General features: G+C 59.7%; 21 protein-coding genes and 1 other RNA gene. 17 read left to right on the top strand and 5 right to left on the bottom strand.

Annotated features, from left to right (window positions below; translation table 11 throughout):
• Positions 1 to 48: 48 nt before the first annotated feature.
• Positions 49 to 429 (top strand): helix-hairpin-helix domain-containing protein, encoded by a 381-nt coding sequence (locus IMX17_RS13290; RefSeq protein ID WP_193549836.1) that lies wholly within the window; start codon positions 49 to 51, stop codon positions 427 to 429.
• A 154-nt stretch (positions 430 to 583) separates the two neighbouring features.
• Positions 584 to 985, top strand: coding sequence for a thioesterase family protein (locus tag IMX17_RS13285; RefSeq protein ID WP_033642075.1), 402 nt, complete (start codon positions 584 to 586; stop codon positions 983 to 985).
• 47 nt (positions 986 to 1,032) lie between these two features.
• Here IMX17_RS13285 and queC read toward each other — a convergent pair whose 3' ends face one another.
• Positions 1,033 to 1,731, bottom strand: coding sequence for a 7-cyano-7-deazaguanine synthase QueC (gene queC / locus IMX17_RS13280; RefSeq protein ID WP_033644204.1), 699 nt, complete (start codon positions 1,729 to 1,731; stop codon positions 1,033 to 1,035).
• A gap of 94 nt (positions 1,732 to 1,825) precedes the next feature.
• Positions 1,826 to 3,562 (bottom strand): SgrR family transcriptional regulator, encoded by a 1,737-nt coding sequence (locus IMX17_RS13275; protein ID WP_182265026.1) that lies wholly within the window; start codon positions 3,560 to 3,562, stop codon positions 1,826 to 1,828.
• A gap of 104 nt (positions 3,563 to 3,666) precedes the next feature.
• Between IMX17_RS13275 and cof the strand changes: the two genes are divergently transcribed.
• Positions 3,667 to 4,488 (top strand): HMP-PP phosphatase, encoded by an 822-nt coding sequence (gene cof / locus IMX17_RS13270; protein ID WP_046897525.1) that lies wholly within the window; start codon positions 3,667 to 3,669, stop codon positions 4,486 to 4,488.
• A 63-nt stretch (positions 4,489 to 4,551) separates the two neighbouring features.
• On the opposite strand, the gene IMX17_RS13265 is transcribed toward cof, so the two are convergent.
• A complete protein-coding gene (locus tag IMX17_RS13265; RefSeq protein ID WP_046897524.1) occupies positions 4,552 to 5,592 on the bottom strand; it encodes a PLP-dependent cysteine synthase family protein in 1,041 nt (346 codons plus the stop codon).
• 122 nt (positions 5,593 to 5,714) lie between these two features.
• Between IMX17_RS13265 and IMX17_RS13260 the strand changes: the two genes are divergently transcribed.
• From IMX17_RS13260 to amtB, 5 genes are all read left to right on the top strand, one after another.
• Positions 5,715 to 6,176 (top strand): Lrp/AsnC family transcriptional regulator, encoded by a 462-nt coding sequence (locus IMX17_RS13260; protein WP_004940330.1) that lies wholly within the window; start codon positions 5,715 to 5,717, stop codon positions 6,174 to 6,176.
• A 92-nt stretch (positions 6,177 to 6,268) separates the two neighbouring features.
• Positions 6,269 to 8,044, top strand: a complete 1,776-nt coding sequence (gene smdA / locus IMX17_RS13255; RefSeq protein ID WP_182265025.1) for a multidrug efflux ABC transporter permease/ATP-binding subunit SmdA — start codon at positions 6,269 to 6,271, stop codon at positions 8,042 to 8,044.
• Positions 8,037 to 9,815: a multidrug efflux ABC transporter permease/ATP-binding subunit SmdB gene (smdB, locus tag IMX17_RS13250; RefSeq protein ID WP_117188093.1), complete on the top strand. Its 1,779-nt coding sequence runs from the start codon at positions 8,037 to 8,039 to the stop codon at positions 9,813 to 9,815. The genes smdA and smdB overlap by 8 nt, the downstream gene beginning before the upstream one ends.
• 278 nt (positions 9,816 to 10,093) lie before the next feature.
• Positions 10,094 to 10,432, top strand: coding sequence for a P-II family nitrogen regulator (gene glnK / locus IMX17_RS13245; RefSeq protein ID WP_004940327.1), 339 nt, complete (start codon positions 10,094 to 10,096; stop codon positions 10,430 to 10,432).
• 35 nt (positions 10,433 to 10,467) lie between these two features.
• The gene (gene amtB, locus IMX17_RS13240; RefSeq protein ID WP_046897521.1) at positions 10,468 to 11,754 is read left to right on the top strand and encodes an ammonium transporter AmtB; all 1,287 of its coding nucleotides are present in this window, start codon (positions 10,468 to 10,470) and stop codon (positions 11,752 to 11,754) included.
• Between the two features lie 90 nt (positions 11,755 to 11,844).
• Here the strand turns inward: amtB and tesB are convergent, their stop codons facing one another.
• Complete coding sequence (gene tesB, locus IMX17_RS13235; protein ID WP_046897520.1) at positions 11,845 to 12,708, bottom strand: acyl-CoA thioesterase II; 864 nt, start codon at positions 12,706 to 12,708, stop codon at positions 11,845 to 11,847.
• Positions 12,709 to 12,939: 231 nt separating this feature from the next.
• On the opposite strand from tesB, the gene IMX17_RS13230 reads away from it, so the two are divergent.
• Positions 12,940 to 13,431, top strand: a complete 492-nt coding sequence (locus IMX17_RS13230) for a YbaY family lipoprotein (protein ID WP_033642087.1) — start codon at positions 12,940 to 12,942, stop codon at positions 13,429 to 13,431.
• A gap of 64 nt (positions 13,432 to 13,495) precedes the next feature.
• Here IMX17_RS13230 and IMX17_RS13225 read toward each other — a convergent pair whose 3' ends face one another.
• Positions 13,496 to 13,810 carry an MGMT family protein gene (locus IMX17_RS13225; RefSeq protein WP_182265024.1) on the bottom strand — a complete coding sequence of 105 codons (315 nt, stop codon included), beginning with the start codon at positions 13,808 to 13,810 and terminating at the stop codon, positions 13,496 to 13,498.
• 156 nt (positions 13,811 to 13,966) lie between these two features.
• Between IMX17_RS13225 and ffs the strand changes: the two genes are divergently transcribed.
• The 8 genes from ffs (at position 13,967) to gspF (ending at position 21,829) form a co-directional block, all read left to right on the top strand.
• Positions 13,967 to 14,063: signal recognition particle sRNA small type (ffs, locus tag IMX17_RS13220), an RNA gene on the top strand.
• Positions 14,064 to 14,429: 366 nt separating this feature from the next.
• Positions 14,430 to 15,227, top strand: coding sequence for a winged helix-turn-helix domain-containing protein (locus IMX17_RS13215; RefSeq protein ID WP_182265023.1), 798 nt, complete (start codon positions 14,430 to 14,432; stop codon positions 15,225 to 15,227).
• The gene (locus IMX17_RS13210) at positions 15,212 to 15,706 is read left to right on the top strand and encodes a FidL-like protein (RefSeq protein ID WP_182265022.1); all 495 of its coding nucleotides are present in this window, start codon (positions 15,212 to 15,214) and stop codon (positions 15,704 to 15,706) included. Before IMX17_RS13215 ends, IMX17_RS13210 begins: the two co-directional genes overlap by 16 nt.
• Positions 15,707 to 16,141: 435 nt before the next feature.
• Positions 16,142 to 16,585, top strand: a complete 444-nt coding sequence (locus IMX17_RS13205; RefSeq protein ID WP_226772955.1) for a CadC family transcriptional regulator — start codon at positions 16,142 to 16,144, stop codon at positions 16,583 to 16,585.
• 30 nt (positions 16,586 to 16,615) lie between these two features.
• Positions 16,616 to 17,119: a type II secretion system protein N gene (locus tag IMX17_RS13200; RefSeq protein ID WP_141202245.1), complete on the top strand. Its 504-nt coding sequence runs from the start codon at positions 16,616 to 16,618 to the stop codon at positions 17,117 to 17,119.
• 51 nt (positions 17,120 to 17,170) lie between these two features.
• A complete protein-coding gene (gspD, locus tag IMX17_RS13195; RefSeq protein WP_182265021.1) occupies positions 17,171 to 19,135 on the top strand; it encodes a type II secretion system secretin GspD in 1,965 nt (654 codons plus the stop codon).
• Complete coding sequence (gspE, locus tag IMX17_RS13190) at positions 19,132 to 20,628, top strand: type II secretion system ATPase GspE (RefSeq protein ID WP_182265020.1); 1,497 nt, start codon at positions 19,132 to 19,134, stop codon at positions 20,626 to 20,628. The genes gspD and gspE overlap by 4 nt, the downstream gene beginning before the upstream one ends.
• Positions 20,618 to 21,829, top strand: coding sequence for a type II secretion system inner membrane protein GspF (gspF, locus tag IMX17_RS13185; protein WP_182265019.1), 1,212 nt, complete (start codon positions 20,618 to 20,620; stop codon positions 21,827 to 21,829). Before gspE ends, gspF begins: the two co-directional genes overlap by 11 nt.
• Positions 21,830 to 21,861 lie beyond the last annotated feature (32 nt).

Genomic DNA, 21,861 nt, shown 5'->3' with positions numbered 1-21,861 from the left:
GCCGCCGCGGCAAGGTAGCCGTGCTGTCACACACAAGGAGGATACAGCATGCAACATACAGAGAAAAAAACGTTATCAGGTTACCGTCATCACGTTAAAGCCGCGCTGGCCGCGCTGTTGTTATGCCTGGCGGTGCCGCCCGCCGCGGCGGATAAAGCCGATGCGCCGGCGCCGATGCTCTCAACCCCGACGAGCAATGGCGGGCAACAGGCGATGACCAAGGCGGCCGAAGAGACGGCGGTCAGCATCAATCAGGCCACCGCCGAACAGCTCGCAGCGGCTTTGAACGGTGTCGGTCTGAAGAAGGCGGAAGGCATTGTGCGCTATCGCGAACAGAACGGGCCATTCACCCAGGTTGAGCAACTGCAGGAGGTGCCGGGCATCGGACCGGCGCTGTTCGAGAAGAACCGCACTCGGCTGAAAATGTGATCCCGGTCGCGGCTGCGCGGCAAAATGCCGCTGAGGCAATGGCGACTCTGCTACATTTTACAGGTCTTACCAGTTTGGCGCGTTGACCAAACGGGCGAGGGAGCCCACGCGGCTCCCTCTTTCTGTAATCACCAGGCAGGAGCGATCGTTCCCTATGCAAACCTTTATCAAAGTTCGCGGTTATCACCTTGATGTCTACCAGCACGTTAACAATGCCCGCTATCTGGAGTTTCTGGAGGAGGCGCGCTGGGAGTGGCTGGAAAACGAGGCAGGGTTCCGCTGGATGACGGAAAACAACATCGCTTTCATCGTGGTGAACATCAATATCAATTACCGCAGCCCGGCGGTATTGGGGGATAAACTGCGCATCGACAGCCAGATGGTGCAGCTCAACGGCAAAAGCGGGGTGCTGAGCCAGAAGGTGACGCAGGATCCGGCGGGGACGCCGGTGGCCGACGCGCTGCTGACTTTCGTGTGCGTCGATCTGAAAACGCAGCGTGCGCTGCCGATTGAAGGGGAATTGCGCGAGCACCTGGAAGCGCTCACGCCCAAATAACATTCGCAGTCAGCTCACCGGCGGCGGAGGCTGCCGCCGTCGCTGCCTCAGGCCAGACCGGCCTTCTGTTTCAACGCCGCCATCACTTCCGCCTGGTTGGCGCGATATTGCGTCAGGCCATTGGCGCGCAGGTTGCAGGCGGCGCATTCGCCGCAGCCGTCACCCTTGATGCCGTTGTAGCAGGTCAGCGTATCCTGACGCACCCGATCCAACTGCTGGTAATAGTCCGCCAGTGCCCAGGTTTCGGCCTTGTTCAGCCACATCAACGGCGTTTCGAAGCGGATATCGCGGGCGATGCCCAACACCACCGCCTGGTTCAGCGCTTTGACGAACTCGTCGCGGCAATCTGGGTAGCCAGAGAAGTCGGTTTCACACACTCCGGTGATCACTGCCTCCGCTTCCACCTGGTAGGCGTAGATCGCCGCCAGCGTCAGGAACAGGATGTTGCGGCCCGGCACGAAGGTGCTCGGCAGCGCGTTTTTCTGATTGGGATCGTAGGCGGGAACCGGAATATTGTCGCGAGTCAGGCTGCTGATGGCCAGCTCATTGAGCAACGTCACGTCCAGCACCTTGTGCGCCTTGGCGCCGAGGGCCTCCGACAGCTCCTGAGCCACTTCAATTTCGGCGCGATGGCGCTGGCCGTAATCGAACGTGACGCAGTGAACTTCGTCATACTGTTGCAATGCCTGGATCAAGCAGGTCGTGGAGTCTTGTCCACCGCTGAAAACGACAACCGCGCGCTTCATAAAATCACCTTTTTGGGCTTTGGCCATTCCCGATACACATTCGGGCGGCAGGATAAAAATTGCGTTGCGGCGACAATAGTAGCAGAAAGGGCCGTCAGGCGCAGGGCGGTTCGGCTCCGGTCGGTGCGTCATCCACCGGTGGCGGCAGCCACGCCTGGCAAAAATCGAACCAGCCATGGGCGGTCAGCGTCACGCCATGCATACGCGGCGGCGCGCTGATCTGATACTGGTAGTGGAACAGCGGCGTGATGATGGCGGCGGCCATCAGCTGTTGATAATAGGCCTGCAGCCGTTCGAAGCGCGGTTGCTGCGCCTGCAGCTGCTGGATCTGCCGCAGCGTCTCCTGTTGCTGCTGCCAGCGGCTTGCCGTCAGGATGCCGCGCCATAGCGTATCCTGACGCAGCCAGCTCTCCAACGTCGCCTCCGGCGCCTCGCCGATCAGGTTGTCCGCCAGCAGCAGGTCGGCCTGGGCGATTTGCGCCTCGCTTTGCCAGCGTTTGCCGGCGTAGTAACGCACTTCCAGCTCGCAGCCGTGCTGCGCGAGCAGCCGCTGTAGCGCGACCGTCACCGTTTCCAGCTCGACCGGCGGCCGATACAGCAATGTCAGCCGAGCGGGCAGCGGGACATCTTCTTCAATCCGCTGGTGAGGGATGCGCCAGCCGGGCAGCATTTCATGGCTGGGGGTGATCACGCTGTTGGGGATCGGCAGATGGCTGAGCAGGCCGGACTGCTGGATCAGCATCAGCAGCTTTTGCCCCTGGGCTTCGCTCAGCACACCGTGGCGCAGGTTCAGCGCCAGATAACACCAGCCCAGGCTCATGCTGCGCTGCACCGGCCGGGCCTGCGCCAAATCGTCTTGCTGACCGATGGTGATGCGCACCGGATGCCGGCAGCTGGCGTCGGCGCCGGCGGTGGGCAGATCGGGGGTGATCCAGTATTCGATAGTGTCCAGATACGGATGCTGCAGATGGTAACCGGCATGCTGTTCCAGCCTCACCAACTGCGGTTCATTCAACGCCAGTTTAAATGGGCCGGCGCCGATGGCCGGCAGTTCCGGGTGCGTCATCAGACAAGGCAGCTCCGCCAGCCGGTGTGCCAGCCAATAGTCCGGCAGGTGCAGGTCGAACTGAATGCACAGCGGATGCGGCAGGCTGACGTTCGCGACGCTGCTCAGGCTGGGGTGGCTGCGCGGATGGCCCAGCAGTTTTTCCAGCGTTTGCAGCAGTTGCTGGCCGGTCAACGGTTCGCCGTTGTGCCAGCGCAGCTGGCTACGCAAAAAGAACCGCCAGCGCAGGCCGCCATCGCTTATCTGCCAGTGGTGCGCCAGATCGGGCTGCGGCTCCGGGTTACCGGTCATCAGGCGCGTCAGCCCGGCGTGCAGGGTCGACACCAGATGTTGCTCGGCGCGGCCGGTCAGCGTGAGCGGATCGAGCGCCTCCAGCGTACGGTAATAGGGAATGCGCAGCGTCGGGCTGCCGGCCTGCCATTGCCCGCCGAGGTGAGGGCTGAGCAGATCCTGCAGGTGTTGCGGATCGAGCTGTGCCATCTCCAGCGCCCCCTGATGATTGCCCTGTTGCAACAGCTGCTGCAACAGCTGCGCGCGCAGCTCATCCGGTGTTTTCAGGCAGTGCAGGCTGGCGCGTTTGCCGCGGCCGGGCTGCGAATGCCAGCTCAGCCAGCCCTGATCCTGCAGTTGCTGCACCAGCGTGCGGGCATGGCGTTCGCTGCAGTAGAACATTGCCGCCAGCTCGCCGATGGTCACGGCGACCGGCGCGTTGCCGAGCTGTTGATACAGGCGTTGATATTGGCTGAGACGGTGAACCAGGCGCATGAGCAGAAATCCGGAACAGTTTTCCCAAATTGTTCACTATTACTTCCGCAAATACCATCCCATACTGCACTGATTGTAATCGCGTTCACATTCATGAGGTCTTTATGTATCGCCTGGCGGCTTTCGATATGGACGGCACGCTGTTGATGCCGGATCACCGGGTTGGTCCGGAAACGCTGGCGGTGCTGAACCAGCTGGTGGAGCGGGAGATGGTGGTGACGTTCGCCACCGGGCGGCACTACCTCGATGCGCAACCGATCATGGCGCAGCTGGGGCTGCAGGGCTATCTGATCACCGGCAACGGCACGCGGGTGTATGACAACCGCGGCCAACAGCTGCACGCCACCGATCTGCCGGCGGAGATCGCCGAAGAGGTGCTGCATCATCATTGGCGCACCCGCGCCAGCATGCACGTGTTCCGCGACGAAGGTTGGCTGACCGAGTTCCCCGCGCCGGAAGAGATGCTGCAGGCGCATCACCTGAGCGGCTTTCGTTTCCAACTGGCTGACGTGCGCCGCTTACCGGCGTTCGGCAACAGCAAGGTGTGCTTTGTCGCACCGCATGAGGCGTTGCTGGAATTGCAGGTGCAGCTGCGGGCGCAGCTGGGCGGCGAGGCCGATCTGTGTTTCTCCGCTTACGATTGCCTGGAGGTGCTGCCGCTCGGTTGCAACAAGGGCGCGGCGCTGGAGCGGCTGAGCCGTCACCTGGGATTGACGATGGCCGACTGCATGGCGTTCGGCGACGCGATGAACGACAAAGAGATGCTGGGCGCGGTGGGGCATGGCGTGGTGATGGGGAACGCCCTGCCGCAGCTGAAATCCCTGCTGCCGCAGCTGCCGGTTATCGGCCACTGCCAACAACAGGCGGTGGCTCATTATTTACAACATTGGCTGCGTTCACCTTGCCTCACCTATTCCCCCGAATAATGAGGTTCTCCTTACAGCCGGCCGGGTATGACTACCCGGCTTTTTTTTACGTTGCGCCCGGTGTTACAAATCCGCCAGCTGCGCCAGATACGGTTGCAGATCACCAATGTTGTTGCTGACCCACTCTGGGTTGTAATAGGTATCGAGGTAGCGCTCGCCGCTGTCGCACAGCAGGGTGACGATCGCCCCTTGCTCGCCGTTTTCCCGCATCTGCTTCGCCAATTGCAGCGCGCCCCAGACGTTGGTGCCGGTGGAGGCGCCGACCTTGCGGCCGAGCACGGCCTCCAGCCAGTGAATGGTGGCGACGCTGGCGGCGTCCGGCACCCGCAACATGTTATCGACCACCGAAGGGATGAACGACGGCTCGGCGCGTGGGCGGCCGATGCCTTCGATACGGCTGCCGCAGCTGCCGATCAGGGTGCGATCGCCGTGGTGGAAGCAGTCATAGAACACCGAGTTTTCCGGATCGACCACCGTCAACCGGGTGTCGTACCCCTGATAGCGGATATAGCGCCCCAGCGTGGCGGAGGTGCCGCCGGTGCCGGCGCTCATCACGATGTGTTTCGGCACCGGGAAGGGTTCGCGCGCCATCTGGCGGAAGATGCTGTCGGCGATATTGTTGTTGCCGCGCCAGTCGGTGGCGCGCTCGGCGTAGGTGAACTGATCCATATAGTGGCCGTTCAGCTCTTTCGCCAGCTGTTCGGAAGCGGCGTAGATCTGGGCGGCGTGATCGACGAAGTGACAGCGGCCGCCGTAAAAGGCGATCTGCTCTACCTTGCGGCGTGCGGTGCAGGACGGCATCACCGCGATGAACGGCAGACCGATCAGCCGCGCGAAGTAGGCTTCGGACACCGCCGTGCTGCCGGAAGAGGCCTCGATGATGGTGGTGTTCTCGGTGATCCAGCCGTTGCACAGGCCGTAAAGGAACAGCGAGCGCGCCAGGCGGTGTTTCAGGCTGCCGGTCGGGTGGGTGCTCTCATCTTTCAGGTACAGGCAGATGCCGGGAAACGCCGGCAGGTTCAGGCGAATCAGGTGCGTATCGGCGGAGCGTTGAAAATCCGCTTCTATTTCACCGATAGCATATTTTACCCAAGAGTTTGTCATGATTTGGCCTCAGAATAGGGGGCTGATTTATGGCGTAGCATAGCCTGTCGGAAGGAAAAAAGGATTGCCATTTTCCCTGTTTAATCGCCTAATGGGAGAAAATTTTTCTCCAGGTGGCCGCTATGTTAGATAAAACAGACCGTAAGCTGCTGTGCATGCTGCAGCAAGATTGCACCCAGTCGCTGCAGGCGTTGGCCGATGCGGTTAATTTAACCTCTACGCCGTGCTGGAAGCGCCTGAAGCGTCTGGAAGACGAAGGCTATATCCGCGGTCGGGTGGCTTTGTTGGATAACGAAAAGCTTGGCCTGGGGCTGACGGCGTTCGTACTGATCAAGACCCAGCAGCACAGCAGCGAGTGGTATCAGGCGTTTGTGCAGCTGACCAGCCAGATGCCCGAGGTGCTGGCGTTCTACCGTATGGCGGGAGAGTACGACTACCTGATGCAGGTCGAAGTGGCGGACATGAAAAGTTACGACGGTTTTTACAAGCGCCTGGTGAACGGCGTGCCGGGCCTTATCGACGTCACCTCGAGCTTTGCTATGGAAAAAATCAAATACACCACCGCGCTGCCGGTGCCGGAGTGAAAAGTTCACCGGACGGGCGGCTCAACGGTGGTATCCTGCTCCGTTGAAGCGGAAAAAGAGACAAACCTCATAAAACCCTGGAATCAAACTGCGTGAGATTATTTGCACAAATCGGCTGGTACTTCCGCCGGGAGTGGCGCCGCTACCTGGGCGCGGTGGTATTGCTGATCGTCATCGCCATCCTGCAACTGCTGCCGCCTAAACTGGTCGGCATCATCGTGGACGGCGTCACCGAAAAACAGATGTCTACTGGCGTGCTGTTGGCCTGGCTTGGGCTGATGATCGGCACCGCGATCGTCGTTTACCTGCTGCGCTATGTGTGGCGGGTGCTGCTGTTCGGCGCTTCCTACCAGCTGGCGGTCGAGCTGCGCGAAAACTTTTACCGTCAGCTCAGTCGGCAGAACCCGGCGTTCTACCTGCGCCACCGCACCGGCGATCTGATGGCGCGCGCCACCAACGACGTGGATCGCGTGGTGTTCGCCGCCGGTGAAGGCGTGCTGACGCTGGTGGATTCGCTGGTGATGGGGCTGGTGGTGCTGGTGGTGATGAGCACCCAAATCAGCTGGCAGCTGACGGTGTTGGCGTTAATCCCGATGCCGCTGATGGCTATCGCCATCAAATATTACGGCGATCAGCTGCACCAGCGCTTTAAATCGGCGCAGGCGGCGTTTTCCAGCCTCAACGATCAGGCGCAGGAAAGCATGACCAGCATCCGCATGATCAAGGCCTTCGGGCTGGAAGATCACCAATCCAACCGCTTCGCCGACGTCGCGGCGCAGACCGGCGCCAAGAACATGCACGTGGCGCGGGTGGATGCGCGCTTCGATCCGACTATTTATATCGCCATCGGCGCCTCTAACCTGCTGGCCATCGGCGGCGGCAGCTGGATGGTGGTGAACGGTTCGCTGACGCTCGGGCAACTGACCAGCTTTGTGATGTACCTCGGCCTGATGATCTGGCCGATGCTGGCGCTGGCCTGGATGTTCAACATCGTCGAGCGCGGCAGCGCGGCCTACAGCCGTATCCGCAGCCTGCTCGACGAGGCGCCGGCGGTGCAGGACGGCCCGCAGGCGTTGCCGGCCGGGCGCGGCGTGCTGGAGGTGGATATCCGCGCGTTCCACTACCCGGAAAACCCGCACCCGGCGCTGCATGACGTGGCGCTGACGTTGAAGCCGGGGCAGATGCTGGGGCTGTGCGGGCCGACCGGGGCCGGTAAGTCGACATTACTGTCGCTGATCCAGCGTCAGTTCGACGTCGACCAAGGGCAGATCCGCTATCACGGCCTGCCGCTTCCGCAGGTCAGGCTCGACGACTGGCGTTCGCGGCTGTCGGTGGTGAGCCAGACGCCGTTCCTGTTCTCCGATACCGTGGCGAACAACATCGCGCTGGGCCATCCGGGGGCGACGCAGGCGCAGATTGAACAGGCGGCGCGGCTGGCCAGCGTCCATGAGGACATTCTGCGGCTGCCGCAGGGCTATGACACCGAAGTGGGCGAACGCGGCGTGATGCTGTCGGGCGGCCAGAAACAGCGCATCTCCATCGCGCGCGCGTTGCTGCTGGATGCGGAGATCCTGATCCTCGACGATGCGTTGTCGGCGGTGGACGGCCGTACCGAGCACCAGATCCTGCACAACCTGCGCAGCTGGGGGCAAGATCGCACGGTGATCATCAGCGCGCACCGGCTGTCGGCATTGACCGAGGCCAGCGAAATCCTGGTGATGCAGCACGGCGGCGTGGCGCAGCGTGGCGATCCGGCGGCGCTGGCGGCGCAGCCGGGCTGGTATCGCGATATGTACCGTTATCAGCAGCTGGAAGCGGCGCTGGACGAAGCGCCGGAAAACGGCGAGGAGGCGTTAGCCGATGAATAAAGTGCAAAAGCTGTGGCCGACGCTGAAGCGGCTGCTGGCCTACGGCTCGCCGTACCGCAAACCGCTGGGGGTGGCGGTGCTGATGCTGTGGGTGGCGGCGGCGGCGGAAGTCGCCGGGCCGATCCTGGTCAGCTATTTTATCGATAATTACGTCGCCAAAGGGCAACTGCCGCTGATGATTGTCGGCGGGCTGGCGGCGGCCTACATTCTGCTGGAGCTGCTGGCGGCGGCGCTGCACTACTTCCAGGCGCTGCTGTTCAATCAGGCGGCGGTAGGCGTGGTGCAGCGGCTGCGTACCGACGTGATGGACGCCGCGCTGCGCCAGCCGCTCAGCGCCTTCGACACGCAACCGGTCGGGCAATTGATCTCGCGCGTCACCAACGACACCGAAGTGATCAAGGACCTGTACGTGATGGTGGTCTCCACGGTGCTGAAAAGCGCCGCGTTGATCGGCGCCATGCTGGTGGCGATGTTCAGCCTCGACTGGCGCATGGCGTTAGTGGCTATCTGCATCTTCCCGGCGGTGTTCGTGGTGATGGGCATCTATCAATATTACAGCACGCCGATCGTGCGCCGGGTGCGCAGTTATCTGGCGGACATCAACGACGGTTTCAACGAAGTGATCAACGGCATGGGCGTAATTCAGCAGTTCCGCCAGCAGGTGCGCTTCGGCGAGCGCATGAGCGCCGCCAGCCAGTCGCACTATCTTGCGCGCATGCAGACGCTGCGGCTCGACGGTTTTCTGCTGCGGCCGCTGCTCAGTCTGTTTTCAGCGTTGGTGCTGTGCGGTTTGCTGATGTTGTTCGGCTTCAGCGGCGAAGGCGTGATTGGCGTCGGCGTGCTCTATGCCTTCATCAACTACCTGGGGCGTTTGAACGAACCGCTGATCGAGTTGACGTCACAACAGTCGATCCTGCAGCAGGCGGTGGTGGCCGGCGAACGTATTTTCGAACTGATGGATCGCAGCCAGCAAAGCTACGGCGCAGACGATCGTCCGTTGGCCGGCGGCAGCATCGACATCACCGATCTGAGCTTCGCCTACCGTGCGGATAAAAAGGTGCTGCAGCATATTTCGCTGGCGGTGCCCTCACGCGGCTTCGTGGCGCTGGTCGGCCACACCGGCAGCGGCAAGAGCACGCTGGCTAACCTGCTGATGGGCTATTACCCGGTCAGCGAAGGGGAAGTGCGTCTCGACGGTCGTCCGCTCTCCAGTCTGTCGCACCGCACGCTGCGCCAGGGCGTGGCGATGGTGCAACAGGATCCGGTGGTGATCGCCGATTCGGTGCTGGCCAACGTGACGCTGGGGCGCAACATCGATGAAGAAGCCGTCTGGCGGGCACTGGAAACGGTGCAGCTGGCGAGTCTGGTGCGCGGCTTCCCACAGGGTATCCATACCCGGCTGGGGGAGCAGGGCAATAACCTGTCGGTCGGGCAGAAACAGCTGCTGGCGATGGCGCGGGTATTGGTGCAGGCGCCGCAGATCCTGATCCTCGACGAGGCGACCGCCAACATCGACTCGGGCACCGAGCAGGCTATCCAGCGGGCGCTGCGCGTGATCCGCGAGCACACCACGCTGGTGGTGATCGCTCACCGCCTCTCGACGATCGTCGATGCCGATTCCATTCTGGTGCTGCATCGCGGCCAGGCGGTGGAGCAGGGCAACCATCAACAGCTGCTGGCGCAGCAGGGGCGCTACTACCAGATGTATCAGCTGCAGCTGGCGGGCGAGCAGTTGGCGGAAGCGGTGCGCGAGGAGAGCCAACCCGCCTGATCCCACGGGCCGCGATCGCGGCCCTTATTTTTCCCAACGCACCACAAGCAGGCAACTCCGCCAGGCTACGCCCCCTTTCTGCACTTTTTCGACGCGACGCGCACCAAATCAGTGCGCATTATTTAACCCATTCAAGGTATCGGTACTGCGCCGCGCCGCGGCGGCGCCCGCGTGTCTGCTAATCCGCTGAATCGCCATGCAAAATAAAATTTGGCACAGTCCTTGCTACATATGAGGCGTACCGGGGTGAGTTTGGGCTTAATTCGTGGAGAGGCAATATGAAGCTGGTGACCGTGGTAATCAAACCGTTCAAGCTGGAGGACGTGCGCGAGGCCTTGTCCTCCGTGGGCATTCAGGGGTTGACCGTAACCGAAGTGAAGGGCTTTGGCCGCCAGAAGGGGCACGCCGAGCTGTATCGCGGCGCCGAATATAACGTCAACTTCCTGCCCAAGGTCAAAATCGATATCGCCATCGCCGACGATCAGTTGGATGAAGTGGTTGATGTGATTAGCAAAGCCGCCTACACCGGCAAAATCGGCGACGGCAAAATTTTCGTTGCCGAATTGCAACGCGTGATCCGTATTCGCACCGGCGAAACCGACGAATCGGCACTGTAACCGCGAACTCAGTTAAGTGATGGGGATGATTGATAATGAAAAGACTGTTATCCATGTTGGGCCTGAGTTCGGTAACCCTGGTTCCTTCTTTGGCTCTGGCCGCCCCGGCGGTCGCCGATAAGGCCGACAACGCCTTTATGATGATCTGCACCGCGTTGGTGCTGTTCATGACGCTGCCGGGCATCGCGCTATTTTACGGCGGCCTGCTGCGCGGCAAAAACGTGCTGTCGATGCTGACGCAGGTCACCGTCACCTTTGCGTTGGTCTGCGTGCTGTGGGTGCTGTATGGCTACAGCCTGGCGTTCAGCGAAGGCAATGCGGTGTTCGGCGGATTCCAGACGGCGATGCTGAAAGGCATCGGCATCGACAGCGTCACCGGCAGCATCAGCCAGATGATCCACGTCGCTTTCCAGGCCTCCTTCGCCTGCATTACCGTGGCGCTGGTGGTGGGGGGCTTCGCCGAACGCATTCGCTTCTCGGCGGTGCTGATCTTCGCGATCCTGTGGTTCACCCTGTCTTACCTGCCGATCGCGCATATGGTGTGGGGCGGTGGCTATCTGGCCACCGACGGCGCGCTGGACTTCGCCGGCGGCACCGTGGTGCACATCAACGCCGCCAGCGCCGGGCTGATCGGCGCCTATCTGCTCGGCAAACGCGCCGGCTTCGGTAAAGAGGCGTTCAAACCGCACAACCTGCCGATGGTGTTTACCGGCGCATCCATCCTGTATATCGGCTGGTTCGGCTTTAACGCCGGTTCCGCCAGCGCGGCTAACGGCATTGCGGCCTTGGCATTCCTGAACACTGTGGTGGCTACTGCGGGCGCCATTCTGTCCTGGACCTTCGCCGAGTGGGTGCTGCGCGGCAAGCCTTCGCTGCTGGGCGCCTGCTCCGGCATGATCGCCGGGCTGGTTGCCGTTACGCCGGCGGCGGGCACCGTGGGCGTGGGCGGCGCGTTGATCATCGGCCTGGTGGGGGGCGTCGCCGGCCTGTGGGGCGTAGTGACGTTGAAGAAATGGCTGAAAGTGGACGACACCTGCGACGTGTTTGGCGTGCACGGCGTGTGCGGCATCGTCGGCTGTCTGCTGACCGGCGTGTTCACCGCTTCTTCCCTCGGCGGCACCGGCTATGCCGAAGGGGTGACGATGGGCCATCAGGTGTGGATCCAGCTGGTGAGCGTCGTGATTACGCTGGTGTGGTCAAGCGTCGCCGCCTTTATCGCCTTCAAGATCGCGGGCGCCATGGTGGGACTGAGAGTGCCGGAAGAGCAGGAGCGCGAAGGGTTGGACGTCAACAGCCACGGCGAGAGCGCCTACAACCAGTAAGACTCGAAGCAGGGCAGTGCGCTAAATACGAAAATAATGATGAAGCAAAAAGGGGCGATGGAAACATCGCCCCTTTCTTTATGCCGCAAATCAGGCGTCGCGTTGGCGAATCACCCCTTCCTGTACGGTGGTGGCGACCAGCACGCCGTCGCGGGTGTAGATCTGGCCGCGCACAAAACCGCGCGCGCCGGAGGCGGAGGAGCTTTCCACCGCGTACAGCAGCCAGTCATCCATGCGGAACGGGCGGTGGAACCACATCGAATGGTCAATGGTGGCCACCTGCATGCCCGGCTCGAGGAAGCCGACGCCGTGCGGCTGCAGCGCCGTCGGCAGGAAGTTAAAGTCTGATGCGTAGCCCAGCAGATATTGGTGGATGCGCGCATCGTCCGGCATGCTACCGTTGGCGCGGAACCACACGTAGCGATGCGGTTCTTCCACGCTACCCTTCAACGGGTTGTGGAATTTCACCGGGCGCATTTCGATCGGCTTCTGACCGATGAATTTTTCGCGTACTTTGCTCGGCAGCATCGGCGCCAGCTTCTGAGCAATCTCTGATTCGGACAGCAGCCCTTCCGGCGGCGGCACGTCCGGCATCTGATTCTGGTGCTCGAAACCTTCTTCCGGGCTCTGGAAGGAGGCAGTCATATAGAAGATAGGTTTGCCGTGCTGGATGGCGCTGACGCGACGGGCGCTGAAGCTGTTGCCGTCGCGCAGGGTTTCTACGTCATAGACGATTGGCTTGCTGCTGTCGCCCGGGCGCAGGAAGTAGCTGTGGAACGAGTGCACGCTGCGCTCGTCCGGCACCGTCTGTTTGGCGGCGTACAGCGCCTGACCGACCACTTGCCCGCCGAACACCTGGCGCAGCCCCAGATCTTCGCTTTGGCCGCGGAACAGCCCTTCTTCGATTTTCTCCAGATCCAACAGATCGAGGAGGTTTTGCAATGCCTGGCTCATAAAATTGTTACCTTTCTAATAATCATTTTGCGCAGTGTGCGGAATATCACGGCGCGGCGTCAATATCTTGCGTTAAAGGGCCGATAAGAATGCTCTTAATAGTGAGCGCATTGGGCTGGCTAAGTGATTAATAGGCGGGACAAAGTGGATTTATCAGTGTTTTGTGCTAAGTTTAATGAGTGAGGTGGTGAAAGCCACCAACGTGTTGATAATAAAAAAGGAGACCGATCCATGAAACTCTGGCAAATCGTAGGCGGTGCCGCAGCACTGACGATCACGCTGGCAGGATGCGCGCAAAAGAGTGCTGATGTGCCTACACCGGCAGCCGGCAACCCGGCGGCTGCGCAAACGCAGATTCAGGGGCCGGCGGTGACAGGTTCGGTTAATATACGTCAGCGCATTGCGCTGCCGCCGGACGCCGTACTGACTGTCACCCTCTCTGATGCCTCGCTGGCGGATGCGCCGTCCAAAGTGATTGCACAGCGCGCGATACGTACCGAAGGGCAACAAGCGCCGTTCAACTTTACGCTGCCGTATAATCCGTCTGATATCCAACCGAATGCGCGCATCATTCTGAGCGCGGCGGTGACGGTCAACGGGCGACTGATGTTCATTACCGACACGATCCAGGAAGTGGTTAACCGCAACGGCACCCGCGCCGATCTGCTGCTGGTTCCGGTGCAGGGCGTGCCGATGCAGGCTGCGCCAAGCGCGATGCAGTAATTCTGCAGCGGTACGGCAAGACCCAATCAACAGCCTTTGCGCTTCGGCCAAAGGCTGTTTTGTTTTACCAGCGCCAGCCGTAGCGATCGAAATCGACCGTGCTGTGCGGGCCGAAGATAATCCCCTCCGCCAGCAATGCCTGCCGTTGCCGTTGAAAATCCTCCCCCTGTTGCGAGATTTGCCCGTGCCGGTTGATTACGCGGTGCCACGGCAGTGTGCTGCCCTCCGGCAAACGCCGCAGCACGCCGCCGACCTGACGCGCGGCGCGCGGCGAACCGGCCAGACGGGCGACTTCACCGTAGGTGGTGACTTTGCCGCACGGAATAGCGGCCACGATATGGAATACCCGCTGGCTGAAAGAGGCGTCTTCTGGTTGCATGTTGCAGTTCCTGCGCGAGTCAAAACCCAGGCGGAGAGTGTGCCACAATGCAGGTGGGCAAGAAAACAGCGGTTGGCCCCGGTTGGCTTGCTATTTGATGGGGCATCGCCGATAATGCCCACCGCTTCGGAGTACAGAAGCCGTCAATGGGGGCCCTGTTGGTTCTCCCGCAACACTAACTTGTGAACTCGGTCAGGTCCGGAAGGAAGCAGCCGCAGCAGGTGACGTGTGTGCCGGGATGTAGCTGGCAGGGTCCCCACCCATTTGCGTCCCGCAAAACGCTTTTTCCCCGTTATTCATCAAGTCGATACGCTGAACAGGCGTTACTTTCACGTCTCGATCGCGAAGCGTGCCCTCTGCACCGTTTTAGCCTTTATCCCCCTGATGAAAATGTATTGTTGCCAACAGATCCGATGACGGCGAAAAAATAGCGCGTATACCGCCATTTGTGGGACAAATAAGGATGGAGAGATGGGGAAAATTCTTAAAGTTGCGCACCTGTTGGGATGACGTTAGTATTGTTTTTTCTCTATGCGAAAAAACTATCCGCGCTTAGCGGCGGTCGTCGAACTGGCTCAATAAGTTTAAATAATAACCCGTGTGCGCTGTCAGGCTAAACATGATTTATATCATTGATAAAGATATTACATTTAATACTGAAAACGGTTCATTGAAAAGTTTAAAGAAGGGACGGGAAGTTTTCTTATCCAGCGTCAATGCCAGAGTATTCAAATGCTTGCTTGAACACGGCCATGAGACGGTGAGCCGCGAGATGCTGTTGCAGCAGGTTTGGACCGATCACGGCTTGAGCGCCTCTTCCGCGACGTTAAATCAATATATCAGCCTGACCCGACGCGCATTGACGTCTGTCGGTTTCAATGAGCGCCTCATCGTTACCCTATCCAAAAAGGGGTATAGACTTAATCGAATAATACCTGTTGACCGATTGCGGATTGATTTACCCGAGTCCCCCCAGCTTGCGGATGCCTCGGTGACGTTGGCGTCACCTGCCGCAACGACAAAAAACACCCATCACTATTTTTTTATTCTGCTGCGCAGTTTATCGATCGTCGTACCCTTATCTTTTCTGGCGCTGTGCTTCATCTATTACAAGCACCATCGCGACAGTGAAAAGAAGCAGGTATTGTCCTACGTCGGCACGGTGAACGGTTGCCCGATCTACTATGCCGGCCATTTTTTGGAGAATCACCAGGACGGCTACTTGCAGTTTCTGGTCAGGAAAGATTTGTATGGCCGGCATTGCCGATCCGGCGAGGTCGTCATTACCAAGGTTAACCGTTCTCAAAATGCCAATGAAGACAGCGGACGCCAGTTTATCGCCAAATGCACGAAGGACAGTGCGGCTGTTTTGCATAACTGTGAGAGCGAGTACATTCGGGCATGGAAAAAAAGTTAAATATTCTGTCAGCCACGCTGGTCGGCCTGTGCGTGTTGACCGGCAGCGTGATGTATTCCCTGATACGCAACCATCATGACTTCAGTGATTTTTCCTGCGAAGCGAATGCCACGTTCAGTTATTTCAATTCACTGGACGCGCAGGCGGCCCATAACGACATTCAGCTGTCGCTGAAAGTAAACTACATCTTTTTGTCCGGCGATAAGGGCGTGATGGTCCTGTCGGGGTTGGCCAACGACGGTGAAAAGAAATACTTCGTCAATCGGCGGGTTAACTTCAGCTATGTTTCGCAGGGGAGTTTTTATCGCTTTCAGTATGGCGAGGTCAACTATTCGCCGCGTGATACCTTGCCGGAAGAGATTTATACCTACTTTTTCAGCAATGAGTCGACGTTTTATCATATTCGTAGCATTGACAAGAATACGTTGATGTTTAGCAATGCCTACTCTCCGATGTTCTTATGCAATATTGAATCCTGACGTTTGCTTTATTTCTCCCTCCGCGAAAGATGCATTTTATTTGCCGCTTATAGCGTTCCGCCATCTTTTTAGTGCGCAACTAATAACATGAGTTATTATCAGGTATTGTCTATTTTTCGCATCATTAATCGAATTTAATGGCGATTTACTTATTTTATAAATTCTCCTATCGTTATGTTTTTAAATGATTTAATGGCTCCATGGTGGTATTGGTTTGTTATATTAATTTTATATTGTTTATTTTAAATAAATAAGTTGCATGATTATTTTTAACATGATTAATTGAGCTGGCTCTTAAAACGGCGAATCACTTATTTGCGTTGAAAATGCATCTGCCGCATGCGTGCAAAGGTAATGGCACAGGGAGCCTTTGGACTTCATTAAACTGATAGGCGAGAGATGGACATACATAGCATTGCCCTGAACGAGACTCTGTTGGAAAATGAGTTGGTGATATTAAATAACAATGAAAAGACGCTGTTATTTAAAAAAGAGAATGTGCTCATCGAAATGACCGAATTGCAGCGGCGTTTCATGCTGTGCCTGTTGAGTGGCATCTATAAGAAAAATGACATTATTCGCGCAGTCTGGTTCTGCAACCATGAGACCATCAGCGACAATAACTATTATCAAATGATATTCCAATGCCGCGCTTTGCTCTCCCGCCACGGTATTCCGGGCGAGGTGATCAAAACCATTCCTCGATTTGGCGTGATGCTGAGTTTCCAGGCCTGCGAACGCGCGAATACGCGGGAGCAATGCTTGGCACCGGCGGCTAATAAACAGCGGCGAACGTGGCTGGACGCCGTGAATTATAAAGTGGCGCTGGCCATCACGCTGCTGTTTTCCGTGGCGATGGTGTTGGGCATTTCCGCTTAGCGTTGGCGCCGTTGAATAACCGGGGGGCCAGTGAGCAAGCGGTTAATAGACTTTTTTATTCTACTTTTCTTCCTGGCTAATTTGACGTTCATGCTTTATCAGGGATGGCGAATGATAACCGTGAATAACGAACCCGTTGAGCCGCACCTTGAAAGTGGGCGTGAGCAAGTGCGCCATGGCGTCTTTCCCCAGGAAGATGACATCGAGAAAATTAACGACGCACACTGGTTTGGCCGCTATCAGGCGGCGAAAAGCGGCGAAAAGGCGCGCGGGTATAAGGTCGGCGAGTGGGCGATCGGCGCCGAGCTGCTGGCTAACGCGCCGGAGGCCGCGGCGCTCGGCAAGATAACCGGTCTGCTGTTCAGTGATAACGCCGAAAAAAGCCTGGTTATCGTGGAACATGGCGGTAAGCAAACCGGGTATGGCGTTGGCGATCGGCTGGTCGGCAGCAATGCCGTTATCGTGCGGATATTAAAAAACAAAATACTGCTCGATGAAAACGGTTATTACGCCGCGCTGACGTTTAAAGAGTAGCCGGCGCGCCGCTTCGGCGTGGGGTGTTTTACAGCATAAGGCAACACTGTGATGACGCATTTTATTTTTCGTTCCCGCGCAGGCTGGAGCGCCGGTTTATGGCGCGCGTTAGCGGCGGTGGCCGTCATGATTGCCCTGGGGGGCCTGGCGCGTGCGGAGCAATTCTCCGCCAATTTCAAAGGCACGGACATTCAGGAGTTTATCAATACGGTCAGTAAAAACCTGAGCAAGACCATCATTATCGATCCGGCGGTGAAAGGTAAGGTTACGGTGCGCAGCTACGAACAGCTCGACGAGAAACAATATTACCAGTTCTTTCTCAATGTGCTGGACGTCTACGGCTATACGGTCATCGGCATGCCCAACAATGTCCTGAAGGTGATCGCCGCCAAAGAGGGCAAAAGAGCCGCGCTGTCGCAAAGCGGCGGCGAGGCGATCGCTGAAGGGGATGAAGTGGTGATGCGCGTGGTGCCGCTGCGCAATATCGCGGCCAAAGACGTTTCGCCGATCTTGCGCCAGCTTAACGACAGCATCGGCGTGGGCAGTGTGGCGCATTACGAGCAGGGCAATGCGCTGTTGATCACCGGCCGAGCCGGGGTGGTCAACGGCCTGCTCGACCTTGTCAGGGAGATGGATCAGGACGACGGCAATCAGGTCGAGACCTTCGCGCTGAAGCATGCGGCGGCGCCGGAGATCGCGCGGATGGTGAACGAGCTGTTTCGCGAAGAGGGCAAACGGCGTATGGCCGGGGCAGGCTCGCTGCGGCTGGTGGCGGATGAGCGCACCAACAGCGTGATGATCGCCGGGGACGATCGGGCCCGCGAACACGCCAAAGAACTGATTGAGCAGTTGGATAACAAGAGTGTCACCCAGGGCAATACCCAGGTCATTCCGCTCAAATACGCCAAGGCGCAGAGCCTGGTCGAGGTGCTGACCGGCGTGAGCGCGGGCCTGCAAAACGAGAAAGAGAGCGCCGCCGCCAACGTGGCGCTATTGAAAAATGTGGTGATCAAGGCCGATGAGCAGACCAATGCGCTGATCATCACCGCCGCGCCAGACGTGATGCGCGATCTGGAGGCGGTGGTCGCCAAGCTGGATGTACGGCGCGCGCAGGTGCTGGTCGAAGCGGTGATCGTCGAAGTGCAGGATGGGCAGGGGCTGAACATCGGCGTGCAGTGGGCCAACAAATACGGCGGCGGCACGCAGTTCGCCGGCCAGGCGCCCGGCATCTCGGCGGGGTTCGAAAACGGCATGAGCGATGTGTTCGGCAAGGCCAACGGCCTGATGACCGGTTTTTACAGCGGCAACTGGGGCGTATTGCTGTCAGCCATCGCCAGCAACAACCAAAACAATATCCTGGCTACGCCGAGCATCGTTACGCTCGATAACGCCGAGGCGGAGTTCAGCGTCGGGCAGGATGTGCCGATCCTCACCGGTTCGCAAACCACCAACAGCGATAATGTTTTCAATACCGTGTCGCGCAAAACGGTGGGCATCAAGCTCAAGGTCAAACCGCAGATCAATCAGGGCCAGTCCGTGCTGATGCAGATCGAGCAGGAGGTCTCCAGCGTTGCCGACAGCGCCGGCGCCACGCCGGATTCGCTGGGGGCGACCTTCAATATCCGCACGGTCAACAATACGGTGCTGGTGGACAGCGGTGAGACCGTGGTGGTGGGCGGGCTGCTGGACAAGTCCAATTCGGAGCTGGAGAGCAGCGTGCCGATCCTGGGCAAGATCCCGCTGGTGGGGGCGCTGTTTCGCTCGAACGCCACCAAAGCGAGCAAGCGTAATTTGATGCTGTTTATCCGCCCGACCATCATTCGCAGCACCGAGGGGTATGCCCGGCAGAGCCAGCGCAAGTTAGGCAAGTTCGACGCCGAGCAGCAGGACGATCGTGAGCTGAATAACGCACTGCGCAGCGAGATCGCCGGCGATAAGAAGGCGGTCGACAATCGGGCGTTCCTCGCCACCGTCGCGCGTATCGAGGCGTTTTATTCGCGCGGAGCGCGCCCGTGAAGCCCCGTTCTGCGGGGCCGCGGCTGCCTTTTGGCTGGGCGCGGCAGCATGGCGTGCTGGCCGTCGACGGGCAGAGCGGCATTCAACTGTATTGTCACCCCGAGACCCGCCACGCCGCATTGATGGAGGCGTACCGCTGCCTGCCCGGTGAGCCGACGCTGGCCCGGCTGGACACGGAGGCCTTTGAACAACGGCTGGTGGCGCACTATCAGCGGGAAAGCGGCCAGGCGCAGAAAATGATCGACGATCTGGGCGGCGAACTGGATTTCTATGCGTTGGCGGAAGAGCTGCCGCAGCAGCAAGACCTGTTGGACGAACAGGACGATGCGCCGATTATCCGCCTGATTAACGCCTTGCTGAGTGAGGCGATCAAAGAGCGAGCCTCCGATATTCACATCGAAACCTACGAGAGCGAGCTGGTGATCCGTTTTCGCATCGACGGCGCGCTGCGCCGCATTCTGGCGCCGCAGCGCAAGCTGGCGGCGCTGCTGGTGTCGCGCATCAAGGTCATGTCGAAGCTGGATATCGCCGAGAAGCGCGTGCCGCAGGATGGGCGCATGGCGCTGAAAGTTGGCGGGCGGGCGATCGACGTGCGGGTGTCGGTGATGCCGGCCAGCCACGGCGAGCGCGTGGTCATGCGCCTGTTGGATAAACAGGGCGTGCGGCTCGAACTGCCCAGCCTGGGCATGGCGGCGGCGCACCAACAGGCGTTGCAGCGCCTGATCCGCCAGCCGCACGGCATTATTCTGGTCACCGGGCCGACCGGTTCGGGCAAGAGCACCACGCTCTATACCTTGCTGAACCAGATCAATGACGAACAGCGCAACATCATGACGATCGAAGATCCCGTCGAGTATGAACTGGCCGGCATCGCGCAGACGCAGGTGAACCCCAAGGTGGACATGACCTTCGCGCGCGGGCTGCGCGCGCTGCTGCGTCAGGATCCCGATGTGGTGTTGATCGGCGAGATCCGCGACGGTGAAACGGCGCAGATCGCGGTGCAGGCCTCATTGACCGGGCATCTGGTGCTGTCGACCCTGCATACCAACACGGCGATCGGCGCCGTGACCCGGCTGCGGGACATGGGCGTTGAACCGTTTTTGCTTTCCAGCTCGCTGAGCGGCGTGCTGGCGCAGCGCCTGGTGCGCCGGCTTTGCCCGCACTGTCGCGAGCCTTATGCGCTGCCTGACGCGCAGCGGCGCCAACTGGGGCTGGCGTCGACGCAGGCGCTGACCTGCTGGCGCCCGATAGGATGCGAGGCCTGTGGCGGGCAGGGCTATCGCGGCCGAATCGGTTTGCATGAACTGTTGGTGCTGGATGAACCGATGCGCAGGGCAATCCACCGTAGCGACGGTGAGCTGGACATCGCCAGGCTGGCCGGGGAGCGCTATCAGCCCCTGCGCCAGGATGGGATCGCCAAAATGTGCGCCGGAGAGACCAGCCTGGAAGAAGTGTTGCGGGTGACGCGCGAAGGGGATGGCGATGAAGTTTGATTACCGCGCCTGCGATCGTGAGGGGCGCGCCCGGCGTGGCGTGTTGGAGGCGGATTCTTTGCGCCACGCCCGCGATCGGCTGCGTGAGAAGGGGTGGCAGGTGCTGGCGGTGCAGGCGCGCAGGCGATCCGCTCTTGCCGGCCTGCTCGCCGGCCGTTGGATGAGCGGCGTGAGCAGCGGCGATCTGGCGCTGCTCACCCGGCAACTGGCGACGCTGCTGTCCGCCGCGCTGCCGCTGGAAGAGGCGCTGATGGCGGTGGCGCGGCAAACGGAGAAAAAAGGCCTGCAGGCGGCGTTGACTCAGGTGAGGCAGCGCATTCTGGAGGGTTTCCCGCTGGCGCAGGCGCTGGGGCAGTATCCGCATATTTTTGACCGTCTCTATTGCGCCATGGTGGCGGCCGGTGAGATTGCCGGCCATCTGGGGCCGGTGCTGGAACGGCTGGCTGACTATGTCGAACAGCGCCAGCACATGAAGAACAAGATCGTGCAGGCGTTGGTGTACCCGATGGTGCTGACGGCGGTGGCGATTGGCGTGGTGGCTATCTTGCTGACGGCAGTGGTGCCGAAGGTGATCGAACAGTTTGTGCATATGAAGCAGACCTTGCCGCTGTCGACCCGGATGCTGCTCGGCGCCAGCGATGGATTGCGCCAATGGGGGGCGGCGGTGTTGATGTCGGCGCTGGCGGGCCTTGGCGCTTTCCGTTATCGCCTGCGGGATCCGGCGCGGCGCACACGCTGGCATGCGTTCATCCTGCGGCTGCCGGTGGTCGGCAAGCTGTCGCTGGCGGTGAATACCGCGCGCTACGCCAAAACGCTGAGCATTTTGAACGCCAGCGCCGTGCCATTGCTGGAGGCGATGCGCATCAGCGCCGGCGTGTTGGGCAACGAGGCCGCCCGTGAGCGCCTGCTGGCGGCGATGGAGCGGGTGCGAGAGGGAGAAGGATTGTCGCCGTCGCTTGAAGGCACCGCGCTGTTCTCGCCGATGATGCGACACATGATCATGTCTGGCGAGCGCAGCGGCGAACTGGACATGATGCTCGAACGGGCGGCGGCGATGCAGCAGGAGGCCTTCAGCCGGCAAATCACGCTGGCGCTGGGGCTGTTTGAGCCTTTATTGGTGATCGCGATGGCCGGTTCGGTGCTGTTTATCATCCTGGCCATCCTGCAGCCGATACTGCAGCTCAATAATATGGTCGGTTAATCATGCCGTTAATGGAGAGTAAAGTGAGTCAT

Origin of the sequence: Serratia sp. X3 (assembly GCF_014982455.1) — a bacterium.
Classification (GTDB): domain Bacteria; phylum Pseudomonadota; class Gammaproteobacteria; order Enterobacterales; family Enterobacteriaceae; genus Serratia; species Serratia ureilytica.
This window is presented reverse-complemented; position numbering and strand designations above follow the sequence as displayed.